Origin of the sequence: Pseudomonas sp. (genome assembly GCF_026224925.1) — a bacterium.
Lineage (GTDB): Bacteria > Pseudomonadota > Gammaproteobacteria > Pseudomonadales > Pseudomonadaceae > Aquipseudomonas.
Window position 1 is genome coordinate 1 of sequence record NZ_JAMFRV010000008.1, and the last position, 25,876, is coordinate 25,876.

Sequence of the window (25,876 nt, forward strand, 5' to 3'; positions counted from 1 at the left end):
AGGTCCAGTCGCGCCAGGTCGCCGCTTGCCAGCCAGCCTTGCAACTCTTCACGGCAATAAAAATCGTGGGCCACGTTGCGCTCGCCAAACAACAGCCAGTTACGCGTTTGTCCCTCAGCGATCCGCGCCTTGAGCAAACTGCGCAACCCGGCCAGGCCTGTGCCGTTGCCCAACAAAATCATCGGCACCGGCTCGCTAGGCAGATGAAAACTGCTGTTGCGCCGCAGACGCAAATTGATGGACGACCCCAGCAACGCGTGCTCAGTCAACATTCCAGAACCCAGGCCAAGAGTTCCGTCCGGATGAATCTCCTGCCGGACAATCAATTGCAGGCTGCCGTCTGCCGGAATCGAGGCGATGGAGTACTCCCGTGGCGCGGCACCTTCATGCGGCACTATTTCCACCAGGTCACCCGCCGCCCAGATGCTCTTGGCGGGTGGCATCAGGCTTAACAGGAACACCTTCGATCCGCTGCTGCCAGGGTTTAACAGCTCACGCTCACTCAACGTCCAGCGCTCGAACTCGGGTGCCTGCCACGCCGCTGTCGGCTGGCTACCGGTCAACGTATCGAGTCGTTGCTGCCATTGTTGCAATGCGCCGCTGTCGCCGCTGTCCACTTCAATCGGCGCGAACAGCGCGCTACCGCCGTGCGCCGCCAGCCAGTCATTCAGGCGTTTGGCAAAGCCGCAAAAGTGTTGGTACTGCCGATCACCCAGGGCCAACACCGCATAGTTAAGGTCTGGAAGCGACAACGAGCGACCGAGTAAGGTGCGCTCAAAACCACGGGCGCTGTCCGGCGCCTCACCGTCGCCGAAGGTACTTACGACAAACAGCGCGTTACGGCTCTGACGCAGATCCAGCTCGGTGGTCTGCGCCAAAGACTGCACACGCACCGGCAACCCAGCGGCCTGTAAATGCCCAGCGGTTTTCCACGCCAAGGTTTCGGCGAAACCGCTTTGGCTGGCAAACCCGATCAGCCAGGCAGGCGTTGCGTTGTCGACATTGGCCGCCAGCGCACCCCGGGCCGTCGCAACTTGGCGTTTCTTGCGCCGCCGATCCAGGTACAGCAACCAACCGGTGATGAAAAACAACGGCATCATCAGCGCCGCCAGCGACATAACGATCCGCCCGACGATGCCAAAGTAACTGCCGACGTGCAGTGCGTAATTACTGATCAGTAGCTTGGCCGACAGGCTCTTGTCTGCATAACGAGACTCTGCGCTGACCTTGCCGTTCGCCGGGTCAAGGGTGATTTGGTTCAGCGCCCGTTGATGTTCGGGATTGTGCAGCATGTAATAAACCGTCGCAGGCTGACCCGCCACTGGCGGCAGACGCAGGTTCCAACTGTCGAGCTCTGGGCCTGCAACCCGTTGGATGCTGTCCCACACCGCCACGTAATTCACGGTGGGCAACGGACCTTCTGGTGCGGGCTGCCCACGGCCACCACGGCCACCTTTGCGCATCTCGCCCGAGGGGCCATCACCGAGCAGTCGGTTCATGCCATTGCTGTACCAGTCATAGGACCACATCAGCCCGGTCAAGGCCGAGACCAAATAGAACACCAGGCACCACGTACCGAAAATCGAGTGCAGGTCCCATTTGAAAGCACGGCCTTTCTTCGCCCAGTCCATGGTCAGCCATACGCGCCAGCTAAACAGCTGACGCGGCCAGCGCATGTACAGACCGGACAAACAAAAGAACACCAGGATCAAGGTGCAGGCCCCGGTGAGCTGTTTACCGAATTCACCCAGCACCAAATAACGGTGCATCTGCAAAATGAATTCGAAAAAGTCTTCCCCCACCACATTGGCCTGTAACAGAAGGCCGGTGTAAGGATCGAAATAGTACCGTTCGCCACGACGCTGACCGGGCGGCGGGGTAAACGACACGCGTGCGGCTTTATCTCCCGAGGTATTGACCCATAAGGAAGCCACTGTCTTGCCGGTGCTGGCTTCTAATTGTTGCACCAGTTCGACCGGCTGCAAAATTCCGGTCGCACGCTGCTCGACCTGCAACGCATGCGGATTGAGAACATCCAGCAATTCATCTTGAAACGAGGTGAGCGCTCCGGTAATCCCCATGATCGCCAGAATCAGGCCTGCACTGATACCGAAGAACCAGTGCACTTGAAACAGGGCTTTCTTCAACACCTTATTTACCTCAGCCGACCGTAGCGATGCAGTATGCGGCCTAAACAGAAAGAATTCTCATCCGCATATAGAAAAACCCCACCCGAATAAGTGGGCGGGGTTCTACACGGCGCACCTCAGAAGTGGAAATTCACGCCCATCAGCGCTGTGCGGCCGGCGGCCTGGTTGGCGAAGTGCGAGGCGTACGCTTTGTCGTAATAGGTTTTGTCGGTGAGGTTTTGCAGGTTCAGTTGCAGGTCGACGTTCTTGGTCAGCTGGTAACTGGCCATAGCGTCATACCGTGTGTATGACGGCACGTACACGGTGTTCGCGGTGTCCCCGTAAACATCATCGACGTAAAACGCGCCGCCACCGACCGTAAGTTTCGGCGTCACTTCATAGGTAGTCCAAAGGCTGGCGCTGTTCTTGGGTGTGTTCGGCATTTGGTTGCCAGCAGCCGAGATACCGCCCACGGTGACCGCACCGTTACGTCCGGTCAGGCCCGCGTCAACCAACTCGCTTTTCAAATAGCTGTAGCCCGCGAAAACCTGCCACTTCTCAGTGATCTTGCCGCTGGCCGACAGCTCAACACCGTCAACCCGGGATTCACCAGCGTTTTCATACGTGTTGCTCTGCACCAGAACCCGAGTGTTTTGTTTCTCCGTGCGGAAAATCGCAGCGGTCAATGACAGACGATCGTGGAACACATCCCACTTGGTGCCCAACTCATAGTTCTTGGTGGTTTCCGGCTCCAGGTCGCTTTGTATCGTGCTATTACCTGCCGTCAGTGGGTTGCCATCTGACCCTTCGTTGAGCAAAGCACCCGGCGGCGTTGCCGACGTAGCGTAAGACACATAAACGCTGCCGTTCTGAACCGGCTTCCACACCAGACCTGCCTGCCAGTTCCAGAAGTTACTGTCGTTACTGGTCTTACCGGTAGTGGTGTTGTTCGCCGTAGTGTCGAAGGTGTCGTAGCGTAGACCGAGGTTTACCAGCCATTTTGGGTCCAGCTCGATAGTGTCGAACGCATACAAGGCGCGGGTATCGCCCACCGTGTTAGTACCGGCGTAGTTACGCACTACAGTGCCGGTGAACGCATCGTCCGGATTCGGATTACTTAGCGATGTGCAAGTGCCGCTGGCAACTACGCCCGGACGGCAACCGCCGCCTGCCGGGTTGGCATTCGGGGTAACGGTATAACCAGTGACGGTACTTTCTTCGCGGGTGATTTCCAGGCCTGTGGAGTAATTGTTCTTGAAGCCCAACGCGTGGAACTCGCCAAACAGATCGGTCTGGTTGGTGGTGGTTTCGGTGCTGCTGACTCGGGTGTTGGCGCGGCGCCACACGGTGCCGTATTGGTTGACGTTGTGCTGGCTGTCGTCCGGCTGAGTCAGGACATAATCCTGGCTGGTGCTGCCGTGACGCAGGGTATTTTTGATCGTCATCAAGTCGTTGATGTCATGTTCGATCGAGAAGGTACTGATGTCGGCCCGGGTCTTGCGGAAGTCCCGGTCCTTCAAACCGTAGAAGTTGTTGCTGTCGCCGCCATCGTTTGGCTTGTCGTGCACGTGCGTCGCGGTGGCCGAGGCTGAGCTGTAGCCATACGGAATGCCAGAGTCGGGCAGGTCGTTACTTTCCAGGTGATAGTAATTGACGTTGACCCGCGTAGACGTGCCCAGGCCGAAGGTTACAGACGGCGCTACGCCCCAGCGGTCATAGTTGATAGCGTCGCGACCCGCCACGTTCTGCTCATGGCTCATCAGGTTCAAGCGGAACGCTGCGGTGTCAGTAAATTTGCGGTTTACGTCCAGCGTGTAGCGTCGAGTCTGGTCGGAGCCGTAGGTGAAGCCGCCGTTAAGAAAGTCGTTTTCTTGCGGTGCTTTGCTGACGATATTCAGGCTACCGCCAGCGGAACCGCGACCGCCGAATGCGGAGTTGGGGCCTTTGCTGACCTCAATCGATTCAATGTCGAAAATTTCCCGGGTCTGCGAACCGGTATCACGCACGCCATCCAGGTAGGTGTCGCCCTGGGCGTCGAAGCCGCGAATAAACGGGCGATCACCCTGTGGGTTGCCGCCCTCGCCGGCACCAAAGGTAATGCCGGGCACGGTGCGCAAAGCATCCTGCAGCGAGGTCGCGCCGGTGTCCTTCAACACTTGCTGGGGCACCACTGTAACCGAACGCGGCGTGTCCACCAGCGGCGCGGTGTATTTGGGCGAAGAGGCCTTCTCTACTTGGTAGGAAGTTTGCGCTTGGCTTTCCCCCGTAATGCTCGTCGCATCAAGGGAAATTGCAGGGTCGCGAGCCGTGTCGTTAGCCCCCTCAACAGCCTGCGCTAGTTGCGCGGCGGAGAACGCTGTCATGGCAACGCCAATCGCAGAAGCAACTAGACGGGGTGACTGGGCCGAGGGTTGCACGTGGTGTCGCGACATGGGTGGATTCCTTCCCCAAAGAATTTAGGCCGCGAAATATAGATGAAATAATTCTTTGTCGCAATTGCGATAAATTATTGTTTGAGAACTTGTACTAGTTTCCGTTAGATGATGCATTCAATATTCAAAAGAGCGTTTACATTGCCAATGAGAATAACTATCATCGGTGATTTATTCTCAGAGGCGCCCCAGCATGCTCCTACACATCCCCGGTTTGTTCTCCCGCGAGGAGGTTGTGCGTATCCGCGTGGCACTGGAGCAAGCGGAGTGGGCCGATGGCAAAATCACGGCGGGGTTTCAGTCGGCGAAAGCCAAACATAACCTGCAACTGTCCGAAGGCCACCCGCTGGCTGTGGAAGTCGGGACCGCTTTGGTCGAGCGGTTATGGGCTAATCCGCTGTTCATGTCGGCGGCCCTTCCGCGCAAGATATTTCCGCCGCTGCTTAACTGCTACACCACTGGCAGCAGCTTCGATTTTCATATTGATAACGCAGTACGCCAGGCCAGGGGCAATCCAGAACGGGTGCGCACTGATTTATCTTCGACCGTGTTTTTCAGCGACCCTGATGAATACGACGGCGGCGAGTTGGAGATTCAAGACACGTTCGGCACGCGCAGCATCAAACTCCCCGCTGGCGACATGCTGTTGTATCCGAGTACCAGCCTGCACAAAGTCAATGCGGTGACACGTGGCGCACGCTATGCCTCGTTTTTCTGGACTCAGAGCCTGGTTCGCGAAGACAGCCAGCGTGCCCTGTTGTTTGAGATGGACAGCGCCTTGCAGCAGTTGACCCAAGACGTGCCCAACCACCCTTCGTTGATTCAACTGACCGGCACGTATCACAACCTGCTGCGTCGCTGGGTCGAGGTTTAAGTCCGTGACCTATGCCCTGCGACGCAAAGAGACACTCAATGGCGAGCAACTGAGCGCCATGTTGGCGGAAAACCCGTCGCGTGCCGCTCAAGCGATTCTCAGTGCGGCGAAGGCGCGCTTTGTTGATGCGCAGGCCTTACTCGGGCAAATACTGCTAGACGGCACCGGCATTCAGAAGGACCCAGCGTTGGCCGTGGTCTGGTTTAAGATTGCCGCGAAAAATGGCCATGTCATGGCGCACAACATGCTCGGGCGCTGTTACGAACAGGGTTGGGGTTGCGAGGTCGATTGGGCAAAGGCCGCCCGTTATTATCAGAAAGCATCCGAGGCAGGATTGGATTGGGGTTTGTATAACGTTGCGAACCTATTGGCTACCGGGCGTGGAGTCACTGTGGATCAGGTTCAAGCGCTGGAGTGTTACCGCAAGGCCGCACACATGGGCCATGCAAAGTCCATGAACCTGCTGGGGCGTTATCTGGAAGAAGGTCGCTACTGTGAGGCCGACATACCTACGGCTCACGAGTGGTACAAGCGCTCCGCGGAAGCAGGTGATTTTCGCGGGCAATTTAGCTACGCAACGGTGCTTGCGGAGCAAAACCTGATTCCTGATGCACTGACATGGTTGGGCTACGCGTTGATGGGCGGAAATTTGAATTTTCTGCGTGTCAGCCGCCAGCATCTTCTTTATGCCACACATTCCGAAATACGTGCCATGGCTTTTAGTTATCACCAACGGGCGGCAGAACTGGGAAACGAGTCCGATCGGAGCGCATACGCATTGATTCAATCCCACGCGAAAGCCGGCGCATCATAAGTATGAAGAACCGTATTAATAAGTAGATACAATTCCTACTTTCTACGACATCCAACATATAGCGCCGCGATAGACAAAGCCCTACAAAATTTTCGTACTTTCCTACAGCCTTCGCCCGCTTTTCACTTTTGACACTTCAAACCAAAAACCTCTAGCCTGTCAGCAAGTGCATAACTTGCAGTGTCGCACTTACCCCGTCAAACAAAGCGCCAGGAAGGCGTTAACGCTTAAGCAAAGGAATGAATACCATGACTAACATTGTTACTGACAATAACGTCATTGACACCGCTGCTGGTGCCTATGACGCGTACATCAAAGCATCCTTAGGGAAGGATCCGGAAAGTACCCGAGCCAAGGGTATCGTGCTAACTAAAGACGAAATTATTTCCATTCGAAAGTATGTCTATGCGGCATTGAAACTACCTGATTCCATTGTCGACGTGAAGGCTTATCTCGGCTACAACGGTGGAGCGGGCATTGGAAACGAACCCATTGACTTCCAAAGAAGTTTTTTCATCATTAAAACCCACGCAGAAAGCTGGGACCCTCTTTATCGTGACATCCGAAATGTTACCACCGAGCTAAAACTCTTCGGGGCAAACATGGTCATTTATGGTGACCAGATGAAAACAGTACTGTCGCAAATCAAAGGCGACAAAACTCTAAAGGCCCTCGGCATTGAAACCTATGAAGATTTGGCAGCCGTAAAGTTAAAAATGGGTAACGCCTTTCCTGGCATTGAGCTTGACGAAAATGATCTAGAAACAGCCGCTAGTTTCGGCGACCACATCGATATTATGCTGAAAGGCGTGACGGCACAATCCAACAGTGCGCAGGGCATCAACGACAAATTAAGCAGCTTCGCAAACGATCTCGCCAACAAAGTGCAATCGCAAATAAACACCCGATTGTCAGCCATCGATACCAGTTCGCTACCTCAAGAGATTACAGCGCTGAACACTAAGGTTGAAGAGCGAGCAGTTTCCATTGATGAAAAGACCAAAGAATATAAATCAGCCGTGGAAAAATCAATAGGTTCCGCCGCCGGATTAAATCCATTCGGTCTCGCAATGGCCATCTATATTGGCGTTGAAGCAGAAAAGATTCGCAAGGAAAGGAACGCTCTAAAAAACTTACAAGAAATAGATATCGCATTATTAAAAGAAAAAAATTCGATCCTCGGAAGGCTCGCATTGGTTAAGTTAGACATGCAAAATCTTAACATGTTGGTCATCAATGCTGATCACGCCACTAAAAATCTAGTCGCCGTGTGGGACTCAATTACGACCTACACGAAGTACTCAAAAGATGCAGCCGCTGATATCACTGATGCGATGAAAGCACGAATGTTTGTCACCCATTTCAGTTTAGTCGTGGCGCCCTGGAAGCTGATGAGTAATGACGTGGCAGATCTGCTGCAAGTTTTCATTGAAGCAGACAACGAATTTAACAACCTTCCTACTTCGAATTAATAGTGAGTCCAACAACATGACAACAAGAACTGCAGTAGACAATGAAACCGTAGACTTTGACACCCCAAACCTGGACCTTATGAACAGCAGCATAAAAACTATGCTGCATGCGTCGGCAAGCGCCGATGTTGCTTTCAGTAAGACGGAATACCTGCCAGACCTGCACGCCAAGTCCAGCAAATGGTTCGGCAACGCAACAGAAAGCCGTGCCACACTTGGCAAAGCGTGTCGAACCATCCGCGTTAAGTTTGAGCTAAGCATCGATCAGTTTCGTATGTGGAACGATCAGCTTGCCGAAAGTACTGAGCCGACAGAGCTAGAGGAAGTGTATGCTGAACTGGAAAAAATTCATGCTGGCGCCTTAGCAGTAGTCAACACGGAGGCCAAGCATTTGGCAGCAGCGTTGAGTAATATTGATCAAACCTTCGATCCGTCTCAGACAAAGTCGTACTTGATTGGTCTGGATAAGGACACAGAGACATTTGTTGCCGGCATCGACAAACTCAAGAAAGAACAAGCCACGTTAACTGACCAGCGCAAAGTTATGACTGACGCTATTGAGGCTCTTGAGTCAACGGGCCTGATCGACACTGCGCAAAATACCCTCCTGACCGCGGAAAAAGTTGTTGCCATGGGTATACTGCCACCACAAGCAGTGCTGGTAGAGATGGCCCTTGAACAAATGAAAAAAACGTTAGAGGACGCTAAAGCCACCTTGAACTTTTTTTCCCTTATTACGGCGAGAGACAAGATCCGTGAACACATCGAGGCTAAAGCTATCGCAATCTCTTTATTAGAGAAAGACCATTCATTGGTCTCGCAACGAGTAATATTGATCAATGCGATTCATGAGCTTGATGAACAGCAAAAAATCCTGGCAACAGAATTTAAAAAAGTGGTCACTTCGGTGAGTGCATTCTTGACGCTTAACAAAGCTGACTTAAAGGACGAAGAGAATGGCACAGCCGACTTTATTAGTAACGCATCGAAGCTGATGGGTTATCTGGCTCCCATTGCCTGACCCATACGAAGAAACGGCAACTTAAAAATATTTAACAGCTGGAGGATAACTTCTCCGAATTACCTTCGGCTGTCCGACTGAAAATTTTCACGTTGAGATACCTAATGAACACCACTTCAGCCTATCAAGAAATGTTTAAAACATTTGGGAGTTATAAAGCATTTTTACAAAATCTCCCTCAGCAGGTTGAATCCGTCATCAGGGATCTGAAACTATCTTCAATCGCTGAATTCAATCAATACCTAGAGCCAGCTCTACTTAATATCATGCCAACGGCGAATAATCGACTGAATACCTGGCGGGTTGAGCTAGATCGAACGAGGGCGAGACATGATGGAGTCATTCTTTTTATTAACGACCTGATCATGTTATCTGAACAGCTTACTGCTGCCACAGCGACAATGACAAGGGGCCAGACCAAATTACCGCTCTACGATTTAGATCTTCGACTGCCTTCATTTACACTGGCAACCTTACACGTTATTAATGCGGGGCCTATCGATGCGATGGTAGAACAAATAAAGCGTGAAATCAACAATCTATGTAATGAATTTTCTAACAGAACATTCTACTTATCAAGCGTTACGGTTAGCATCCCCCTGATTATGCCACGCATCATTGATTTTATGGAGGGAGCGATTAGGCTCTATACCGAACATAAAAATATTGATTTAAGCGCACCTCACAATGACACGGCTTTAGCATCGACGATCGAGGCCGCAACCAAAATAGAGATAAGCTATAAAGCAACTCATTCGACTGCAGCTGACGTGCGATCTTACTGTGCTTTAATCGACGAGTTGTTATATAGGACTCAAAAAATTGTCGTTCGAATTTTTGCAAACCGCATACGTATTGATGAGTTTGAGACCATGCTAACCCAAATCGTATTAATCCTGAAGGAAGTGAAATGCGAACTTCAGCAAGTCTGAAATCAGCAGCCGGCTCCGGAAAAATGGCTACCAAACATAAAAAGGGCCCTTAAGGGCCCTTCGCTATTGCATCAGCAATCAGACGTAAAAAGACTTCAGCGGCGGGAAGCCATTAAATTCCACTGCGCTGTAACTTGTGGTGTAAGCACCCGTAGACAACCAGTACAAACGGTCACCAATGGCCAGGTTCAGTGGCAAACCATACTTGTAGTTCTCGTACATGATGTCGGCGCTATCGCAAGTAGGACCGGCGATAACCACTTCTTCCATTTCGCCTTTCTTCTCGGTCCAGATCGGAAACTTGATCGCTTCGTCCATGGTTTCGATCAGGCCGGAGAATTTGCCCACATCCGTATACACCCATCGTTCAACGGCGGTACGCGACTTGCGCGCTACCAGCACCACTTCGCTGACCAGAATGCCGGCGTTGGCGATCAACGAACGGCCCGGTTCCAGGATGATTTCTGGCAGGTCGTCGCCGAAGTCTTCCTTAAGGAAGCGAATGATTTCTTCTGCGTAGGTTTCCAGGCTGTTAGTGCGGGTGATGTAGTTGGCCGGGAAGCCGCCGCCCATGTTAATCAGCTTGAGAACAATGCCGTCTTCTTCTTTCAGGCGCTCGAAGATCACTTTGACCTTGGCAATCGCCGCATCCCACACGCTGATGTCGCGCTGTTGCGAGCCTACGTGGAACGAGATGCCGTAGGGCACCAGACCCAATTCGCGAGCAAGAATCAGCAGGTCCATGGCCATGTCGGTCTGGCAGCCGAATTTACGCGACAACGGCCAATCGGCAGTGGTCGAGCCTTCGGTGAGGATACGCACGTAAACCTTCGAGCCCGGCGCGGCCTTGGCAATGTTGCGCAGGTCAGCTTCCGAGTCGGTGGCAAACAACCGCACGCCCTTCTCGTAGAAGTAGCGAATGTCTTTGGACTTCTTGATGGTGTTGCCGTAGCTCATACGATCAGGTGTTACACCCTCACCCATGACTTTATCCAGCTCATAGATCGAAGCGATATCGAAACTTGAGCCTTTGTCCTTGAGCAGATTGATGATTTCAACTGCTGGGTTGGCTTTGACGGCGTAGTAAATCTTGGCGAAATCGAAGCCTGCGCGCAGGTCATCGTAGGCCTTGCTGATCATCGCAGTGTCGATGACCACGAATGGGGTTTCATGCTGATCGGCAAACGCCTTCATTTTGTTGAAGGTGGTGAGCTCAAAATAGTCTTCGACTTTGATCATGCTGGATCTCCTACTGGCAAACTGGATTGATCAATGGGTGCAAATGAACGTCCTCCGTGTGTATCCCCACTTTGGTTCGCCTACTTCCCAAGGCCATCGCCGAAAGCAAAAAGGCCATGAGAAAAAGCGCTTCCCTTGGCCTTGCTGTCTCGTCGTCAGTACTTGAGCCGGATGGATCGTTTCCAGCATGGACGTTCGGCGCGAACTTTAGGACTTGAGAGCGCTGATATCAACAAAAAATGTCGCGTTTTTGCACACGTCCGTCGCGAGTGGTTCGTCATTGACCTATGTAACCGACCTGTGTGACAGGTTGATGTTCCCGGACGGCGCATTTTCGTTGATATCGCACCGAGCCTTTCGCGAATGAATTCGCTCCCACAGAGGAACGCGCTGTACCTGTGGGAGCGAATTCATTCGCGAAGGTTTCAGATCAAACCACCGCCGCCTGCTCCGCCAGCTCAGCCGGCGAAACAATGCTGGTCTTGCCACCCCGCGACTTACCGGAACTCAAGTACTCAGCGATCGACTCTTGAGTCACCTCACCCAAGAACACATTCTCAGCATCCAGTACTGGCAACCATGAGCGATTGAATTCGTACATGCGCGACAGCAGAATCCGCAAATGCTCGTCGAACGCTGCGGTGGCGTTGAACTCGCGCAAGAACTGCGCACACGTGCCAGTTTGACGGTGCAGGTCGCGACGGCGCACGTAACCCAGGCCTTTATTATCGGCGTCGGTCACTACCACGTAACGGCGGTCGAGTTCGTCCATCAGTTCCAGCGCTTCGGCTACCGAGGTTTCCGGGCTGACTGACGGCGCGTTGTCGGCCGCGTCTTCAGCTTTAACCAACAACAAGCGTTTCAGGGTGCTGTCCTGGCCGACAAAGCTTTTCACGAAATCGTCAGCCGGGTGCGCCAGCAAGGTGTCTGGGTGATCGATCTGGATCAGCTTGCCACCGCGGAAGATCGCAATTTTGTCGCCAAGTTTGATCGCTTCATCGATGTCGTGGCTAACCATGATCACGGTCTTGTTCAGCGCCCGTTGCATCTCGAAGAACTCGTTCTGGATCGACTCACGGTTGATCGGATCGACTGCGCCGAACGGCTCATCCATCAATAACAACGGCGCGTCAGCGGCCAAGGCCCGAATCACACCGATGCGCTGTTGCTGACCACCGGACAATTCACGCGGGTAGCGGCTCAGGTACTGCTTGGGCTCAAGCTTGACCATGCTCATCAGTTCGATGGCGCGGTCACGGCATTTCTGCTTATCCCAACCCAGCAGGCGCGGAACGATGGTGATGTTTTCTTCGATGGTCATGTTCGGGAACAGACCGATCTGTTGAATCACGTAGCCGATGTTGCGACGCAAGGTCACTTCATCCAGGCCGCTGGTGTCTTCGCCGTTGATCAGCACTTTGCCGGAGGTCGGCATGATCAAGCGATTGATCATTTTTAGCGTGGTGCTCTTACCGCAACCTGACGGCCCGAGGAACACACAGATTTCGCCCTCGTTGACCGTAAGGCTTACCGAATTAACGGCGGTGACGTCTTTGCCGTTGGTGTGAAAAGTCTTGGTCAGGTTCTGTAGCTCGATCATTTGCTTGGGACTGTTCATTTCAGTAATCCTTTTGGAGTCAGCGTGCGTTGCAGCCATTGCAGAAGCAGGTCGGCAAAGATGGCCAGAAGACTGACCAGCACTGCGCCGACGATCAGCATCGACATATCGCTGCGGCTGATTGAAGCAAGAATAAGTACACCCAGACCGCCGGCGCCGATGGTGGCGGCGATGGTCATCACACCGATATTCATCACCACGGCGGTGCGCACACCGGCGAGGATCACCGGCACGGCAATCGGCAGTTCGACCATGCGCAGGCGCTGGCTGAAGGTCATTCCGATGCCTCTGGCGGCTTCGCGAATGCCCGGTTCGACGCCAGTTAGCGCTAAATAAGTGTTACGCATGATCGGAAGCAGCGAGTACAGAAATACGGCGGTAATTGCGGGCATCGGGCCAAGACCCTGACCGAACTTGGAATAGAACGGCAGCAGCAGGCCGAACAGTGCAATCGACGGCACCGTCAGCAGCACCGTGGCACCGGCTTGCAGCGGACCGGCCAGCGTCGGGAAGCGCGTCATCAATATGCCCAGTGGCACGCCAACCACAATCGCCAAGGTGACCGCGATCCCTACCAACGTAATGTGCTGCCAAGTGAGGTGCAGGATCAGCGGCCAATCCAGATGGGAGAAGGTATTCAAGATGTTCATGTCTTCTCCTTGATCAGTTGAGTGGGTGTTCGCGCAGGAAATCTGCGGCGACGATGGAAGGGCTGTCGTGGTCGACATCAACCCGCGCGTTCAACGTACGCATGGTGTCGTCACCCAACAGTTCGGCCAGCGGCTTGAGCTGAGCCGCAATGTCCGGGTGGGCGTCGAGGTAGTCCTTGCGGATCACCGGAGCCGCCGTGTAGTCCGGGAAGTAATGCTTGTCGTCGGTCAGCAACTTGAGATGGAAGGCGTTCAAACGACCGTCGGTGGTGTACACCAACCCCGCAAACACTTGGCCGTTACGCAGCGCGGTGTAGACCAGCCCGGCGTCCATCTGGCGGATGTTCTCGCGAGTCAGGTTCATGTCGTAGTCCTTGACCATGCCGATCAAACCGTCGGAACGGTTAGCGAACTCGGTGTCCAGCGCGACGATGTGCTTTTCCTTGGCTTCGTCCTTCAAGACCGTGGCCAGGTCACTCATGGTGTTGACCTGCGGGTACTGATCGGCGATTTTTTGCGGCAGTGCCAGCGCATAGGTGTTGCTGAACCTAGACGGTGCCAGCCAGACCAGACCCTTCTTCAGGTCCAGCTCTTTAACCCGCGCATAGGTCTGTGCGCTGTCGAGCTTTTCATCGACGTGGTTGTAGGCCACCAGTGACACACCGGTGTATTCCCACATCAAGTCCAATTGACCGCTTTCCTGTGCGCTGCGTGCCAGGTTACTGCCCAGCCCGCCCGTCACCTGCACGTCGTAGCCTTTGGTTCTGAGGTATTGCGCGGTGATTTCCGCGAGGATCGTTTGCTCGGTAAATACCCGGGCACCGAGGCGAATTACCGGTTTTTCAGCGGCGTTGGCAAAACCCGAGAGCAGCAAGGCAAAGCCTATGAATAAGCATAATTTTTTCATTGGTTTTCCTTTCTCTCAGCGGGACAGACCGCGTTCCAGCCAGATGCGGCTCGACAATGTCACCACGCCATCGAGCAGCAGCGCGAGCAAAGCGGTACAGGCAGCACCGAGCAGCAATTGAGGCTGGTTGTTCAGGGCAATGCCGGGGAAAATCAGGCTGCCCAAACTGTTCGCGCCAATCAGGAATGCCAGCGGTGCGGTACCGACGTTGATCGCCAGTGCAACGCGTACGCCACCGATAATGATCGGTACGGCATTGGGCAGCTCAACCCGCTGCAGCACTTGGCGCGGCGTCATGCCGATGCCAACGGCAGCTTCTTTAAGAGAACCTTGAACGTTTTTCAGGCCTTCATAAGTGTTGCGCACAATGGGCAGCAACGAGGCGAGGAACAGCGCGAAGATAGCCGGCCCGCTGCCGATCCCGAGAATCCCGAGGGCAATGGCGAGTACGGCGAGGGGCGGAACGGTGTTGCCGATGTTAAATATCTGCATGAAGCGTTCAGCGCGGCCAACCATGCTCGGTCGGCTGAGGACAATACCGGCGGGAATACCGACCACCAGGGCTGCCAACATTGAAACCACGACCAAAATCAAATGCGCTTGCAGGTAAAACAACAGGTCATCTTGGTACTTCAGGATGGTACTGATGCCGATCCAGTGGATCAGCAGGGCCAGAAGCGCAATAACAACTGCACCTCCCAATAGCCCCTTGCCATAGCGATTAGCCACAGGCGGACTCCTTTTTTCCGTCGGCGAACGCGTTGCCATAGCTGGTCATTTCTGACAGCCCTGATAGCCGCAATAACGTTCGCGAAGAGCAGCGGGTGGGTCGCCGGTAAGGGGTTAACCTCGGCGAAAACACTAGCCATTAGCGTAGCTTCGTCAAGCTAACGTGTTGATTTATCAGCCTCTGTTACTGGCTGTATCAGAGGAGTGGACGTCTCTACGTGCTAAAAGGTTCCCATAAAAGATAGTAATTGGCCACCCTGCATCGACTGAACGGTTCGGTTATTGCCTTCACTTGCGCTATAATCTGCGCCCTTTTTTTCATCACCTGCCAGGCGATTTCCCATGACCAAACAGGCCGCCGAAGTCGCGAAACGCCGCACTTTCGCCATCATTTCCCACCCGGATGCGGGTAAAACCACCATCACGGAAAAACTGCTGTTGATGGGTAAGGCGATTGCCATCGCGGGCACGGTGAAATCACGTAAGTCCGACCGCCATGCGACGTCCGACTGGATGGAGATGGAGAAGCAACGCGGCATTTCCATCACCACTTCGGTCATGCAGTTTCCGTATCGCGATCACATGATCAACCTGCTCGACACCCCGGGCCACGAAGACTTCTCCGAAGATACCTACCGTACGCTGACTGCGGTCGACTCGGCGCTGATGGTGCTCGACGGCGGTAAGGGTGTTGAGCCACGGACTATCGCCCTGATGGACGTTTGCCGGTTGCGCGACACGCCGATCGTCAGCTTCATCAACAAGCTCGACCGTGACATCCGCGACCCCATCGAGCTGCTGGACGAGATCGAAGCGGTCCTGAAGATCAAGGCGGCACCGATCACCTGGCCGATTGGTTGCTATCGCGATTTCAAGGGTGTGTATCACCTGGCCGACGACTACATCATTGTGTACACCGCCGGTCACGGCCATGAGCGCACTGACGTCAAAATCATTGAAAAGCTCGATTCCGACGAAGCCCGCGCCCACTTGGGTGACGAGTACCACCGCTTCTGCGATCAGCTGGAATTGGTGCAGGGCGCTTGTCACGAATTCAATCAACAAGAATTCCTCGACGGCAAACTGACACCGGTGTTCTTCGGTACTGCCTTGGGTAACTTCGGCGTCGATCACGTGCTTGATGCGGTCGTGAACTGGGCGCCACAACCGTTGGCCCGTGTCGCCAACGAACGGACCGTGGAGCCTAACGAAGAGAAGTTCAGCGGCTTCATCTTCAAGATTCAAGCAAACATGGACCCTAAGCACCGCGACCGGATCGCGTTTATGCGCGTCTGTTCTGGCCGCTATGACAAGGGCATGAAAATGCGCCATGTTCGCTTGGGCAAAGAAGTGCGGATCGGCGATGCACTGACGTTCTTTTCCTCCGAGCGTGAGCAACTGGAAGAAGCCTTTGCCGGCGACATCATTGGCTTGCACAACCACGGCACGATCCAGATTGGCGACACCTTCACCGAGGGCGAGAACCTTGGCTTCACCGGTATCCCGCACTTCGCCCCGGAACTGTTCCGCCGCGTACGCCTGAAAGATCCGCTGAAGTCCAAACAATTGCGCCAAGGCTTACAGCAGTTGGCCGAAGAAGGCGCCACTCAGGTGTTCTTCCCGACCCGCAGCAACGACATCATTCTCGGCGCCGTGGGTGTGCTGCAGTTCGATGTGGTCGCGAGCCGCTTGAAGGAAGAATACAAAGTCGAATGCGCTTACGAGCCGATTACCGTGTGGTCAGCCCGTTGGATCGATTGCAGCGATAAGAAGAAGCTGGAAGAGTTTCAAATCAAGGCCGTAGAAAACCTCGCTGTCGATGGCGGTGGTCACTTGACCTACCTGGCACCGACCCGCGTTAACCTGGCATTGATGGAAGAACGCTGGCCCGACGTGAAATTCCGCGCTACGCGTGAGCATCACTAACTGAGGATCAGGTTCATCTGTGGGACCGAATTCATTCGGGAAACGAGCAACGCGGTGTATCTGATAGACCGAGTCGCTGCATATCGCGAATGAATTCGCTCCCACAGGGATTCCGATTCTGTGGGACTGAACTCATTCGGGAAAAGCTGCACCCAGGTTCAGATCATCTCATTAACGATCCAGTCAATCACCGACGTGCGTTTTGGTATCCAGCCCAGCAACTCTCGGGCGTTTTTGCCGCGCACTCGGCTGTTTGAGCCCAGGCCGTAATTGGCCATCTCATAACCCCATTCGGCTTCAGCATCCTGTAGCGGCCAATCCTGCGCAGGGCCCAAGCCCAATGCCTGAGCAATCGCATTGCTCATGTCTACAAACGCAGCCTCCCCGCTTTCTACGAAGTAAAACGTACCGGCCGGATTTTTCTCCAGCGCCAGTGCGTACAACTCGACAACGTCTTCAATGTGCACGTTGGACCAGATGTTTTGCCCCGGTCCCACGTGACGAACGATTCCGCTTTTTTGTGCCTGCTTGAGCAAGCGCGGCAATTGCACGCTGTCGCGCTTGACCCCCAGGCTGTGGCCGTAAATCAGGGTGTTGCAGATCACTGCCGAACGCACACCCTGCGCGGCTGAATCCAGCACCAGATTATCGATGGCGACGCGTGCGGCTTTATCCGCAGTCGGTTCTGGCAATTGACCTTCAACATAAATCACATCGCTGAACTTACCGCCGGACGCATCGCCGACGATGCTTGAACCGCTGGTGTGCAGAAAGGGTTTGTTTGAACCTTTAAGGCCGGCAATCAACGCCTCTACAGCGCCGCGATGATCACTGCTGGCAGCGTTGATCACGCCGTCGGCTTTGCTCGCCTGCTCGGTCAATAAAGCGCTGTCGTCCAGCGTGCCAATCACCGGGGTAATGCCCAGCGCAGTCATCTCTGCGGCCTGCTCGGCACTGCGCACCAAGCCGGTAACCTGATGACCTTTTTTGATCAGGCCAGTGGCAATAGAACCACCAATGAAACCTGCGGAGCCGGTAATGAAGATGTTCATGGGATAACTCCTGAAGGGTTCAAAGAATCTGAACCCAGTATTGAGAAGTTATCACCCATGAAAAATAGCGGTTGGACCAAATGAGTGTTGCGCCTAGGTCACGAATGGTCGGTTATTGCAGCCGTCCTGCGTTTCCTAACCAGCTTGGCGCAGCAGTCTTCAGCCAGTCACTGGCGGCCGGATTGTTCTTCACCCGGCTGTCGAGAAATGCTTGGCTGACAGCATGAATGGAGGCGACTTGTTTTGGGTCTGGAACTGGCTCTGCACCAACAGGGCTGTGGGCGCCGTCAGACCCGACACGTTTGGCCTTGGCATGGGATTTCCCGCCGGGAGTATGATCCTCGTCTGACACCTTGGGTGCCTTTTCTTCTGTGGGAATGGGCACCAGATCAGAACCGGACAACGTTTTGTAAGTAGACCGCGTCAGCCTCAAGCGATAACTGCCAGCAGCCGTCACCGACGCACCCACTAATTCACGCTGCTGATTAGAGCTGACCCAGTTGAACGGGTCTTCGTCGTCCTGGCTGGTGATCGTCAGGACCGGCGAAGCGACGCGAGCGAACGCCTCGGGCCTGGCCTCGATTTCGGCATAAGGACTAAGCAGGAGCAGGGCTTTGGGCTGAATATCAACGCCCGTTGTCATGTCGGCTTGCCCCGCGCCAGCCACCGCAGCGGCCGTTTGCGCACCCAAATCAAAACCGGCCACGGCCACTTGATTCCAATCGATAGACGCCAGTTGTGCATCACCCTTGGCCGCCCGCGCCCGAACCTCGGTCAACACTTTCTGCAGTGTGCTCAGCCGATCGCGCAAGGAGGCGCTGGAATAGCGATCAGCCGCCAACTCACGGAAAACGCCCGCCTGAGCCTGACCCGTGAGGTAGAGCGCTGGGCCGTAGGCTTGGCCCTGAACCGACAAAACTGCATAGCCGGCTTGCGCCCAAGCGTTGCGCCACTGTTCGCCCGCTGTGGCCGGCTCACCGAGACCCGGCAGGTAAATAATCAGCGGCAAGCGCCCGGATGCAACGGGGGCCACCCAAGCAACATTCACCGACTGCCGCCCTATCTGCCACGTGTCGTCCCAGTTGGAAATCTGGTTGTGGGCCGGTTGGTACGCAGTGGTCAAGTCCTTGCCAACCTGCTCGGTAAATTTGATGTGCGGTTCCGCAGGATTGGTAGTGCAGCCGGTTGTTAAACCTATGGCGCCAATCAGCATACTCACGGCAATCCAGTGTCTTGGTTGAAAGTTCATGCGCCCCACACATTCATCCCTATCAGTTAGCTCAGCTATAGCGAGCAAGCCTAACCGCACCGACCTCACGCAACGAGCCCGGCACAGTAAATAATCGGTAAAGGCTTATCCTCACGCGGCGTAATTCGCCAGCTTTTTCTGGATAAAGTCTAGAAAACATTGAATACGCAACGCCAATTGCGAGTTTCGGTAGTAGACCGCATGGATCGGCTGCCGATAACCGCTATTGGCTTCGGGCAGGATAACCTGCAAGCGCTTTAGGCGGATATCTTCGTGGGTCATGAAATGCGACAGGCAGACAATGCCCTCACCGGCCAAGGCTAATTGGCGCAAGGTTTCACCGCTGGAAGCACTCAGCGCCGGCTGAATATGCAGCCGATCACCTTCGGCATGCCGCAGCGGCCAGTGGTTGAGGGTTTCGGTCTGGGTGAATCCGATCAATGCATGATCCGCCAGCGCTTCAACAGTGGTCGGCGTTCCGTGTTTTTTCAAATAGGCGGGGCTGGCAAGAATGTTCAACGGACTACTGCCGAGGGACCGTGCATGCAGGGTTGAATCGGCCAGCGTGCCGATGCGAATCGCCACGTCTGTGCTCTGTTCGAGGAGGTCGATGATCAGGTCGTTACTGTTGAGTTCGAGCAGAATATCGGGGTACAACGCGCGAAATTCGGCCACATAGGGCACCACCGCGTGCAGCATGAAAGGCGACGCCGCGTTGATTCGCAGCCGCCCGGCCGGGTTTTGTTGACGCAGGGACAACCGCTCTTCCAGGTCGTCCATTTGCGCGAGAATCTGCTTGGCTTTTTCAAGGAAGAACTTGCCTTCCTCAGTCAGATCCATACGCCGCGTTGTGCGGTTGATCAGGGTGGTTTCCAGCTTCGCCTCAAGGCGTGACAACGTCCGACTAATCGCCGACGGGGTTTGCCCCACGTGCTCGGCGGCGGCCGATATCGAACCGCTTTCGATTACCGAAACGAACACCTGCAACTCATCAGACCTGGCTTTCACTGTTGTCCTCCGCTCAAAACTGGCTAGATATTAGCTTTGTTTTAAGCAAAAGACAGATCAGTCGTAAGCGACTCGAGTTTTCGCTGGGACCTAAATCACCGTGGGACCGAATTCATTCGGGAATGCAGCAACGTGGTTTTACAGAATAACCGCGCGGCCCGCTTCCCGAATAAATTCGGTCCCATCGTTTTTCGATATGGCACCGTGTTTGTTAAACGTTAAACACTGTCGCCAAGTGCGCCTCGTAACGCTGCACATCCGCCTCAATCGCCGGGACTTTCATTACGTCCACCGAGAGAAACGTCGGCAAAGCCGTGAGGCCCAAGAACTCGTTGGCTTTGTGGAATGGGAAATACACGGCGTCCACGCCTTTGCCTTCGAAGAAGTCAGCCGGGTCGTCGAACGCTTGCTGCGGCGCGTTCCACGTCGCAGAAATCATGTATTTCTTACCGTGCAACAGTCCCCCGCTGCCATAACGCTGCGAGGCATCGGAGCGAGTACGGCCATCGTTGGCGTACAGGCTGCCGTGGCCTTCGGTGAACACTTCGTCGATGTACTTTTTCACGATCCACGGCGCGCCCATCCACCAGCCCGGCATCTGATAAATGATCACGTCAGCCCAGACAAATTTGGCCACTTCTTCAACGACGTCGTAACCCGCGTCTATTTGCGTTTCTTTGACGTCGAAACCCGAGTGATCGAGAAATGCCAGTGCGGCGTTGTGCAGGGTTGCGTTGTACAAACCGTCGGAATGCGCGAATTTCTTACCGCCGTTCAACAGCAAAATCTTTTTCATGGGAGGTTCTCATTGAGAAGACTGGAAATCGGATGGCCGCAGAATACCGATGCACAGTCGACGGAATAAGCCCAACACGCACAAAATACATTTGATCCACACGCACGAATTACTGGTGCATTGTTGCGATAAATCGATTAGCCCAGCAACAGATGCAACCCAAGCAAACCCATCCCTACGAAAAATACCCGTTTGAACAAGACCGCGCTGATGCGCTGGCGCAACCACTGACCGAGCATCATCCCCAACAGCGCAGGCGCCAGCGCTAACACCGAGGCACCTATCTCGCCGCCTCCCAACACCCCACGCCAATACAGCCCCGCCGCCAACGCCAGCGTGGAAACGGTAAACGATAAGCCCAGCGCCTGAACCAGCTGATTGCGGTCCAGGCCCAACGCTTGTAGATAAGGCACCGCAGGAATTACAAACAACCCGGTGGCCGAGGTCACAACGCCGGTAATCAATCCACAGAGCGGCCCGAGCCAAACCTCATGTCTCGGCGCGACGTGCAACGGCGGTAAAAACAATCCGCTCAACGCATACAGCGCAAGCACCCCGCCTAACACACGACTCATGGACTGATCCGAACCCATGCCCAACCAAAGCGTGCCTAAACCGGTGCCGAGAAAGATCAATACCAGCATCGGCCATAACCGCCTGATCAACGCCTGTAGTTGCCCTCCTGCTGCCAGTTGCCATACGTTAGTCACCGTCGCCGGGATGATCAATAATGCAGCTGCCTGTGTCGGCAACATAGCCATACCCAGCAAGCCCATGGCTACTGTCGGCAAGCCAAGACCGATGACGCCTTTGACTACGCCGGCCATCAAAAAGACGCCAATGACCAGCAAAGACAGTGTCCAGCCGAGATGTTGGTAGAGCTCGAAAAGTGTATTCATACGCCCATGCTGACGCCGCCAAGCGTTTCTGAAAAGCCGCCTTATACTGAGCCTGCCTCAGATAAAAACAGAGGCTGGTTTTATGGGCGGACCTATATGCACTTCGACTTGATTGACCTTCGGCTATTTCTCAACATTACCGAGAGCGGCAACATCACTGCCGGTGCCACCCGCAGTCATTTGTCACTGGCCTCTGCCAGCGCGCGAATTCGGGCGCTTGAAGGATCATTGGGCACCCCATTACTGGAGCGAGGACGGCGCGGCGTGACACCGACGCCAGCGGGCAACGCGATGGCCCGACATGCCAGGCTGATCCTGCAGCACGTCGAGCATATGCAATTCGATTTGACCGATTACGCAAAGGGCTTCAAAGGCCTGGTCCGACTGTTGTGCAATACCTCGGCGCTGACCGAATACCTGCCGGAGCTGTTGGCAGACTTTCTGGTCCATCACCCATCGATCGACGTTGAGTTTGAAGAGCACCCAAGCCTAAAAATTCTCCACGCCGTGCGTCAAGGTGCAGCAGACATCGGTATCATTTCCGACGCAGTGGACGCCAGCGACCTACAAACACTGCCGTTTCGCGCTGACCCGCTGGCATTGGTCATGCCGTTGAATCATCCACTGAACAAACATCAGTCCCTATACTTTGCGCAAACGCTGGACTACGAGCACGTTGCCTTGGCTGCAAACAGCGCGATGGCAATCTATCTCGAAGAACAAGCGCTGCACATCGGTAAGCGTTTACGCATCCGCGCGCGGGCCGAAGGATTTGATGGCGTGATGCGCATGGTGGCGCGCGGGACGGGATTGGGCATCGTGCCGCAAGCTGCGATTGATCGCTGGCAGCATACGGACAGCTTGAAAAGTGTTCCTCTGAGCGACCCGTGGGCTGACCGGAAATTACTGCTGTGCGCGACGGACTTTTCCGTACTGCCGGGGTACGCAAAAACGCTAGCTGACGCCTTAAGCGCAACCCCAACCGAATCGCCACCAATGGGATAAAGTCGCGATAGGCAGGGTCCCTCGACAGATGCGATCGGATTGCAGCGCTCAGCGTTTCTGGACACCCAGATGTCGAGTACAGACAACTGACGACCAAGCAACCGCACTATGGTGTTCACGCGCCGTTAACCGCGCGCTCACCTTTTGGAGTTGCCATGTCTACGCCGATTACCGTCCTTCGCGATACTCACCCGCTGCCCGTGCTTGACGCCTGCAAATGGGAAAAGCTCGAAGGTGATCCGCACACCGTCAACCTCAACGCCTACACGTCCGAAGACGGCAGCAAGATCATGGGCACCTGGATCTGCACCCCAGGCAAATGGCGCGTGGACTATGTGAAGTGGGAATACTGCCATTTCCAGGAAGGCTACTGCATCATTACCCCGGACGGTATGGAGCCGATTCACTTGCGTGCGGGCGATATATTTATCGTTGAACCGGGCATGAAAGGGATTTGGGAAGTGGTTGAGACGGTGAGGAAGTATTTCGTTTTTGCTTGATAGCTAAATTCAGCGTCATGCCGAGATGTAGGACCGAACTTGTTCGGGAAGCAAGCGACGCGGTACATCAGACAGACTGCGGCGCTGCTTTCGCGAACAAGTTCGCTCCCACCGGGATTTGTGTAGCGCCTCAATTCCAGGGCCATGCTGAGATTCTGTAGGACCAACCAGGGCGCGTAGCTTTGTTCGGGAAGCAGGCGCTGCGGTATGCCCGAGATATCGCGTTGCGGCCTTCGCCCGTAGGAGCTGCCGAAGGCTGCGATGAGCCGGGTATCGGTCGAAAACCACCCGATATACGCAGGCTTGGCAGGTATTACAAAGGCGCTAAAACCGGAACCGGATCAAGCTCAACTTCGAAGCAACATCCGCTGGGTTCCAGACTCCTGAGCGTGACGCTCCAGTGTTGGTTGTCGCAGATACGTTGTACCAGTGAAAGACCAAGACCAAGCCCCTCGCCGCGCTGTTCGTCGCCCCTGACGAACGGCTGAAACATGGCTTCGTGAAGGCTTTCAGGAATGCCAATGCCGCTGTCTTCCACGGTAAAACCGCGGGGGTTCAGCGTCAGGCGTATGAAGCCGGCGTCGGTGTAATGCCAGGCGTTGCGCAGCAGGTTGCCCATCACCGAGTGCACCAGCGTGGCGTTGAACAGCGTGGGCAAGGTCTCGCCGGGATCGAACAGCAACTCCAGGCCCTTCTCCGCGATTGGCTTGCGCCATAGGTCGACCAGTTCTTCAGCAATCTCCAGCAGCGTCGAGCGCGGGCCGTGGCGGCTTTCGTTACCTTCGACGCGCGCCAACATCAGGAAGGTTTCAACCAACTGACTCATCCCGGCGCTGGCCCGAGCAATACGCTTTACCTGATTGCGCGAACGGTCGTCGAGCAGAGAACTCTCCAGTAACAATTCGCAAGAGCTGGCCAGCACCATCAAGGGTGTTCGCAGTTCATGGCTGACGTCACTGGTGAACATTTTTTCGCGAACCAGCGCCGCACGTAGACGACCCAAGGTGGCATCAAAAGACACCGCTAATTCGCCAACTTCATCACGGGCATAGTTGGGCGATAACGCCGGGGCGAGTTCAGAAATTTGGTCGCGGTAGCGAACCTGACGCGAGAGGTTGACCACGGGCGCCATGACGCGGCGCGCCAACAGTCGACCCAGTAAAATGGCTAACAGAATGCTGAGGATGAAACCGATGAATACAATACCGAACAGGATCCGCTCGCGTTTTTCAAAGTTGCGCTGGTCACGCAGTAGCACGTATCGGCGCCCAGCTACCATTTCGACCATGGTGTAATAGGCTTCTTCACCGCGGTAAACTTCGTGAAAGCCTGAGGGCAACGCTTTCAAATCGTCGACCATGGCAAGGTCGCCCGCGCCGCCTTCGACGTAGAACAGCTCTTCCTTTTCGGGCTTGTGGCTCCAGCTCTCGACGTTGTCCATGACCATCAGCCGATGCAGGTCTCGGCTAAGACTGGCAGTGGCCAATCGCTTCTCGACCACGTGCACCGTCGCGATAATGCCAACCGCGAACACACCGGCCACCAGCACACTCATCAGCGCGAAGACCACTACGATCCTCTGCTTCAAGCTGTGCTTGATGCCCATCGATTTCCAGAACTTCAACGACATTCAGGCTTTACACATACAAAGTGGGCGCCGGGATCGATGCCAATAGGCGGGATGATACCCCCCTATTGAGGCGCTTCAAACTCCGGGTTTACTCAGGCTTGCGATAGGACTCGATGATGGCCGAGAAATCCTTGCCACCCTCACCGCGCAAACTCATCGCCTGATACAGCTGCTGGGCGACGGCACCCAGAATCACTGGTTGATGAGCGACCCGCGCAGCCTCCGTGGCCAGGCCCAAATCCTTGAGCATCAACTCCGCACCAAAACCGCCGGTGTAGCCACGTGATGCCGGAGCCGTTTCGACGATGCCTGGCCAAGGATTGTAGACCTCGGAGCTCCAGCAGCGGCCGGTCGAGCTGTTGATGATGCCGGCCAAAATGCCGGTATCAATCCCCAAGGTGTTGCCCAGCGCCATGGCTTCGGCAACGCCAATCATGGAGATGCCCAACAGCAAGTTGTTGCAGATTTTGGCGATTTGTCCGGTGCCAACGTCGCCGCAATGGACGATGTTTTTACCCATCTGCGCCAGCACGGGCTTCAACACTGCGAAATGTTCTGCGCTGGCGCCAACCATAAACGTCAGCGTGCCCGCTTGAGCGCCGCCAGTACCGCCCGACACCGGTGCGTCGCCGAGCATCACGCCTTGCTTGGCCGCAACCGCAGCAACATCGCGGATGGTCTGCGGGTCAATGGTGCTGCAGTCGACGGCCGGTACGCCCCGGCCAATACCGGCCAATACGCCGTCGTCGTTGAGGTAAACGCTGCGCACATGAGCGGCAGCGGGCAGCATGGTAATGACCAGCTCCACACCTTCAGAGGCGTCCTTGGGCGACGCGCTGACGGTGGCGCCCAATGCGCCGAGTTCTGCCAGGACGGCCTGATTAAGGTCGAACACGTTTAAAGAGTGACCGGCTTTGATCAGGTTGCGCGCCATGGGCGCGCCCATGTTGCCGAGTCCGATGAATGCAATGTTCATGGTTGTTCTCCTGGACCT

22 protein-coding genes are annotated in these 25,876 nt (G+C 54.9%); 8 read left to right on the plus strand and 14 right to left on the minus strand.

What is annotated here, in order from left to right; genetic code table 11:
* The coding region (locus tag M0974_RS00460; protein WP_297831189.1) for a PepSY domain-containing protein at positions 1–2,150 on the minus strand (2,150 nt) is incomplete at its 3' end.
* 116 nt (positions 2,151–2,266) lie between these two features.
* Positions 2,267–4,561, minus strand: coding sequence for a TonB-dependent siderophore receptor (locus M0974_RS00465; RefSeq protein ID WP_297831192.1), 2,295 nt, complete (start codon positions 4,559–4,561; stop codon positions 2,267–2,269).
* Between the two features lie 193 nt (positions 4,562–4,754).
* Here M0974_RS00465 and M0974_RS00470 point away from each other — a divergent pair, with 193 nt between their 5' ends.
* From M0974_RS00470 to M0974_RS00490, 5 genes are all read left to right on the plus strand, one after another.
* On the plus strand, positions 4,755–5,435 hold the full coding sequence (locus tag M0974_RS00470) for a Fe2+-dependent dioxygenase (RefSeq protein ID WP_297831195.1): 681 nt from the start codon (positions 4,755–4,757) through the stop codon (positions 5,433–5,435).
* Between the two features lie 4 nt (positions 5,436–5,439).
* On the plus strand, positions 5,440–6,249 hold the full coding sequence (locus tag M0974_RS00475) for a tetratricopeptide repeat protein (RefSeq protein WP_297831198.1): 810 nt from the start codon (positions 5,440–5,442) through the stop codon (positions 6,247–6,249).
* Positions 6,250–6,497: 248 nt separating this feature from the next.
* The gene (locus tag M0974_RS00480; protein ID WP_297831200.1) at positions 6,498–7,721 is read left to right on the plus strand and encodes an alpha-xenorhabdolysin family binary toxin subunit A; all 1,224 of its coding nucleotides are present in this window, start codon (positions 6,498–6,500) and stop codon (positions 7,719–7,721) included.
* 16 nt (positions 7,722–7,737) lie between these two features.
* Positions 7,738–8,742, plus strand: coding sequence for an alpha-xenorhabdolysin family binary toxin subunit B (locus tag M0974_RS00485; protein WP_297831203.1), 1,005 nt, complete (start codon positions 7,738–7,740; stop codon positions 8,740–8,742).
* 104 nt (positions 8,743–8,846) lie between these two features.
* Entirely contained in the window at positions 8,847–9,674 is an 828-nt protein-coding gene (locus M0974_RS00490; protein ID WP_297831206.1) for a hypothetical protein, read from the plus strand.
* A 78-nt stretch (positions 9,675–9,752) separates the two neighbouring features.
* On the opposite strand, the gene M0974_RS00495 is transcribed toward M0974_RS00490, so the two are convergent.
* From M0974_RS00495 to M0974_RS00515, 5 genes are all read right to left on the minus strand, one after another.
* On the minus strand, positions 9,753–10,913 hold the full coding sequence (locus tag M0974_RS00495) for a type III PLP-dependent enzyme (RefSeq protein ID WP_297831209.1): 1,161 nt from the start codon (positions 10,911–10,913) through the stop codon (positions 9,753–9,755).
* A 430-nt stretch (positions 10,914–11,343) separates the two neighbouring features.
* On the minus strand, positions 11,344–12,513 hold the full coding sequence (locus tag M0974_RS00500) for a betaine/proline/choline family ABC transporter ATP-binding protein (RefSeq protein ID WP_297831262.1): 1,170 nt from the start codon (positions 12,511–12,513) through the stop codon (positions 11,344–11,346).
* Between the two features lie 14 nt (positions 12,514–12,527).
* Complete coding sequence (locus tag M0974_RS00505; RefSeq protein ID WP_297831212.1) at positions 12,528–13,181, minus strand: ABC transporter permease; 654 nt, start codon at positions 13,179–13,181, stop codon at positions 12,528–12,530.
* 13 nt (positions 13,182–13,194) lie between these two features.
* Positions 13,195–14,088 carry a glycine betaine ABC transporter substrate-binding protein gene (locus M0974_RS00510; RefSeq protein ID WP_297831214.1) on the minus strand — a complete coding sequence of 298 codons (894 nt, stop codon included), beginning with the start codon at positions 14,086–14,088 and terminating at the stop codon, positions 13,195–13,197.
* Positions 14,089–14,103: 15 nt separating this feature from the next.
* The gene (locus tag M0974_RS00515; RefSeq protein WP_297831217.1) at positions 14,104–14,817 is read right to left on the minus strand and encodes an ABC transporter permease; all 714 of its coding nucleotides are present in this window, start codon (positions 14,815–14,817) and stop codon (positions 14,104–14,106) included.
* Positions 14,818–15,159: 342 nt separating this feature from the next.
* Between M0974_RS00515 and M0974_RS00520 the strand changes: the two genes are divergently transcribed.
* Positions 15,160–16,743 carry a peptide chain release factor 3 gene (locus tag M0974_RS00520; RefSeq protein WP_297831220.1) on the plus strand — a complete coding sequence of 528 codons (1,584 nt, stop codon included), beginning with the start codon at positions 15,160–15,162 and terminating at the stop codon, positions 16,741–16,743.
* A 158-nt stretch (positions 16,744–16,901) separates the two neighbouring features.
* Here the strand turns inward: M0974_RS00520 and M0974_RS00525 are convergent, their stop codons facing one another.
* The 5 genes from M0974_RS00525 to M0974_RS00545 form a co-directional block, all read right to left on the minus strand.
* Positions 16,902–17,795, minus strand: coding sequence for an NAD-dependent epimerase/dehydratase family protein (locus M0974_RS00525; RefSeq protein ID WP_297831223.1), 894 nt, complete (start codon positions 17,793–17,795; stop codon positions 16,902–16,904).
* Positions 17,796–17,907: 112 nt separating this feature from the next.
* Positions 17,908–19,044: an alpha/beta hydrolase gene (locus tag M0974_RS00530; protein WP_297831226.1), complete on the minus strand. Its 1,137-nt coding sequence runs from the start codon at positions 19,042–19,044 to the stop codon at positions 17,908–17,910.
* Between the two features lie 111 nt (positions 19,045–19,155).
* Positions 19,156–20,052 (minus strand): LysR family transcriptional regulator, encoded by an 897-nt coding sequence (locus tag M0974_RS00535; RefSeq protein ID WP_297831229.1) that lies wholly within the window; start codon positions 20,050–20,052, stop codon positions 19,156–19,158.
* Between the two features lie 211 nt (positions 20,053–20,263).
* A complete protein-coding gene (locus tag M0974_RS00540; protein ID WP_297831232.1) occupies positions 20,264–20,848 on the minus strand; it encodes an NAD(P)H-dependent oxidoreductase in 585 nt (194 codons plus the stop codon).
* 137 nt (positions 20,849–20,985) lie between these two features.
* Entirely contained in the window at positions 20,986–21,747 is a 762-nt protein-coding gene (locus M0974_RS00545) for a sulfite exporter TauE/SafE family protein (protein ID WP_297831236.1), read from the minus strand.
* Positions 21,748–21,843: 96 nt separating this feature from the next.
* On the opposite strand from M0974_RS00545, the gene M0974_RS00550 reads away from it, so the two are divergent.
* Both M0974_RS00550 and M0974_RS00555 read left to right on the plus strand, forming a co-directional pair.
* The gene (locus M0974_RS00550; RefSeq protein ID WP_297831240.1) at positions 21,844–22,752 is read left to right on the plus strand and encodes a LysR family transcriptional regulator; all 909 of its coding nucleotides are present in this window, start codon (positions 21,844–21,846) and stop codon (positions 22,750–22,752) included.
* A gap of 155 nt (positions 22,753–22,907) precedes the next feature.
* The gene (locus M0974_RS00555) at positions 22,908–23,252 is read left to right on the plus strand and encodes a cupin domain-containing protein (protein ID WP_297831243.1); all 345 of its coding nucleotides are present in this window, start codon (positions 22,908–22,910) and stop codon (positions 23,250–23,252) included.
* Between the two features lie 313 nt (positions 23,253–23,565).
* Here the strand turns inward: M0974_RS00555 and M0974_RS00560 are convergent, their stop codons facing one another.
* Entirely contained in the window at positions 23,566–24,858 is a 1,293-nt protein-coding gene (locus tag M0974_RS00560; RefSeq protein ID WP_297831265.1) for a HAMP domain-containing sensor histidine kinase, read from the minus strand.
* 112 nt (positions 24,859–24,970) lie between these two features.
* Positions 24,971–25,858 carry a 3-hydroxyisobutyrate dehydrogenase gene (mmsB, locus tag M0974_RS00565; RefSeq protein WP_297831246.1) on the minus strand — a complete coding sequence of 296 codons (888 nt, stop codon included), beginning with the start codon at positions 25,856–25,858 and terminating at the stop codon, positions 24,971–24,973.
* Positions 25,859–25,876: the final 18 nt, after the last annotated feature.

Coding starts and splice junctions, on each gene's coding strand:
- M0974_RS00465 (WP_297831192.1), bottom strand. CDS start 4,561: ATGTCGCGACACCACGTGCAACCCTCGGCCCAGTCACCCCGTCTAGTT.
- M0974_RS00470 (WP_297831195.1), top strand. CDS start 4,755: ATGCTCCTACACATCCCCGGTTTGTTCTCCCGCGAGGAGGTTGTGCGT.
- M0974_RS00480 (WP_297831200.1), top strand. CDS start 6,498: ATGACTAACATTGTTACTGACAATAACGTCATTGACACCGCTGCTGGT.
- M0974_RS00485 (WP_297831203.1), top strand. CDS start 7,738: ATGACAACAAGAACTGCAGTAGACAATGAAACCGTAGACTTTGACACC.
- M0974_RS00490 (WP_297831206.1), top strand. CDS start 8,847: ATGAACACCACTTCAGCCTATCAAGAAATGTTTAAAACATTTGGGAGT.
- M0974_RS00495 (WP_297831209.1), bottom strand. CDS start 10,913: ATGATCAAAGTCGAAGACTATTTTGAGCTCACCACCTTCAACAAAATG.
- M0974_RS00500 (WP_297831262.1), bottom strand. CDS start 12,513: ATGATCGAGCTACAGAACCTGACCAAGACTTTTCACACCAACGGCAAA.
- M0974_RS00505 (WP_297831212.1), bottom strand. CDS start 13,181: ATGAACATCTTGAATACCTTCTCCCATCTGGATTGGCCGCTGATCCTG.
- M0974_RS00510 (WP_297831214.1), bottom strand. CDS start 14,088: ATGAAAAAATTATGCTTATTCATAGGCTTTGCCTTGCTGCTCTCGGGT.
- M0974_RS00520 (WP_297831220.1), top strand. CDS start 15,160: ATGACCAAACAGGCCGCCGAAGTCGCGAAACGCCGCACTTTCGCCATC.
- M0974_RS00525 (WP_297831223.1), bottom strand. CDS start 17,795: ATGAACATCTTCATTACCGGCTCCGCAGGTTTCATTGGTGGTTCTATT.
- M0974_RS00530 (WP_297831226.1), bottom strand. CDS start 19,044: ATGAACTTTCAACCAAGACACTGGATTGCCGTGAGTATGCTGATTGGC.
- M0974_RS00540 (WP_297831232.1), bottom strand. CDS start 20,848: ATGAAAAAGATTTTGCTGTTGAACGGCGGTAAGAAATTCGCGCATTCC.
- M0974_RS00545 (WP_297831236.1), bottom strand. CDS start 21,747: ATGAATACACTTTTCGAGCTCTACCAACATCTCGGCTGGACACTGTCT.
- M0974_RS00550 (WP_297831240.1), top strand. CDS start 21,844: ATGCACTTCGACTTGATTGACCTTCGGCTATTTCTCAACATTACCGAG.
- M0974_RS00555 (WP_297831243.1), top strand. CDS start 22,908: ATGTCTACGCCGATTACCGTCCTTCGCGATACTCACCCGCTGCCCGTG.
- M0974_RS00560 (WP_297831265.1), bottom strand. CDS start 24,858: ATGGGCATCAAGCACAGCTTGAAGCAGAGGATCGTAGTGGTCTTCGCG.
- mmsB (WP_297831246.1), bottom strand. CDS start 25,858: ATGAACATTGCATTCATCGGACTCGGCAACATGGGCGCGCCCATGGCG.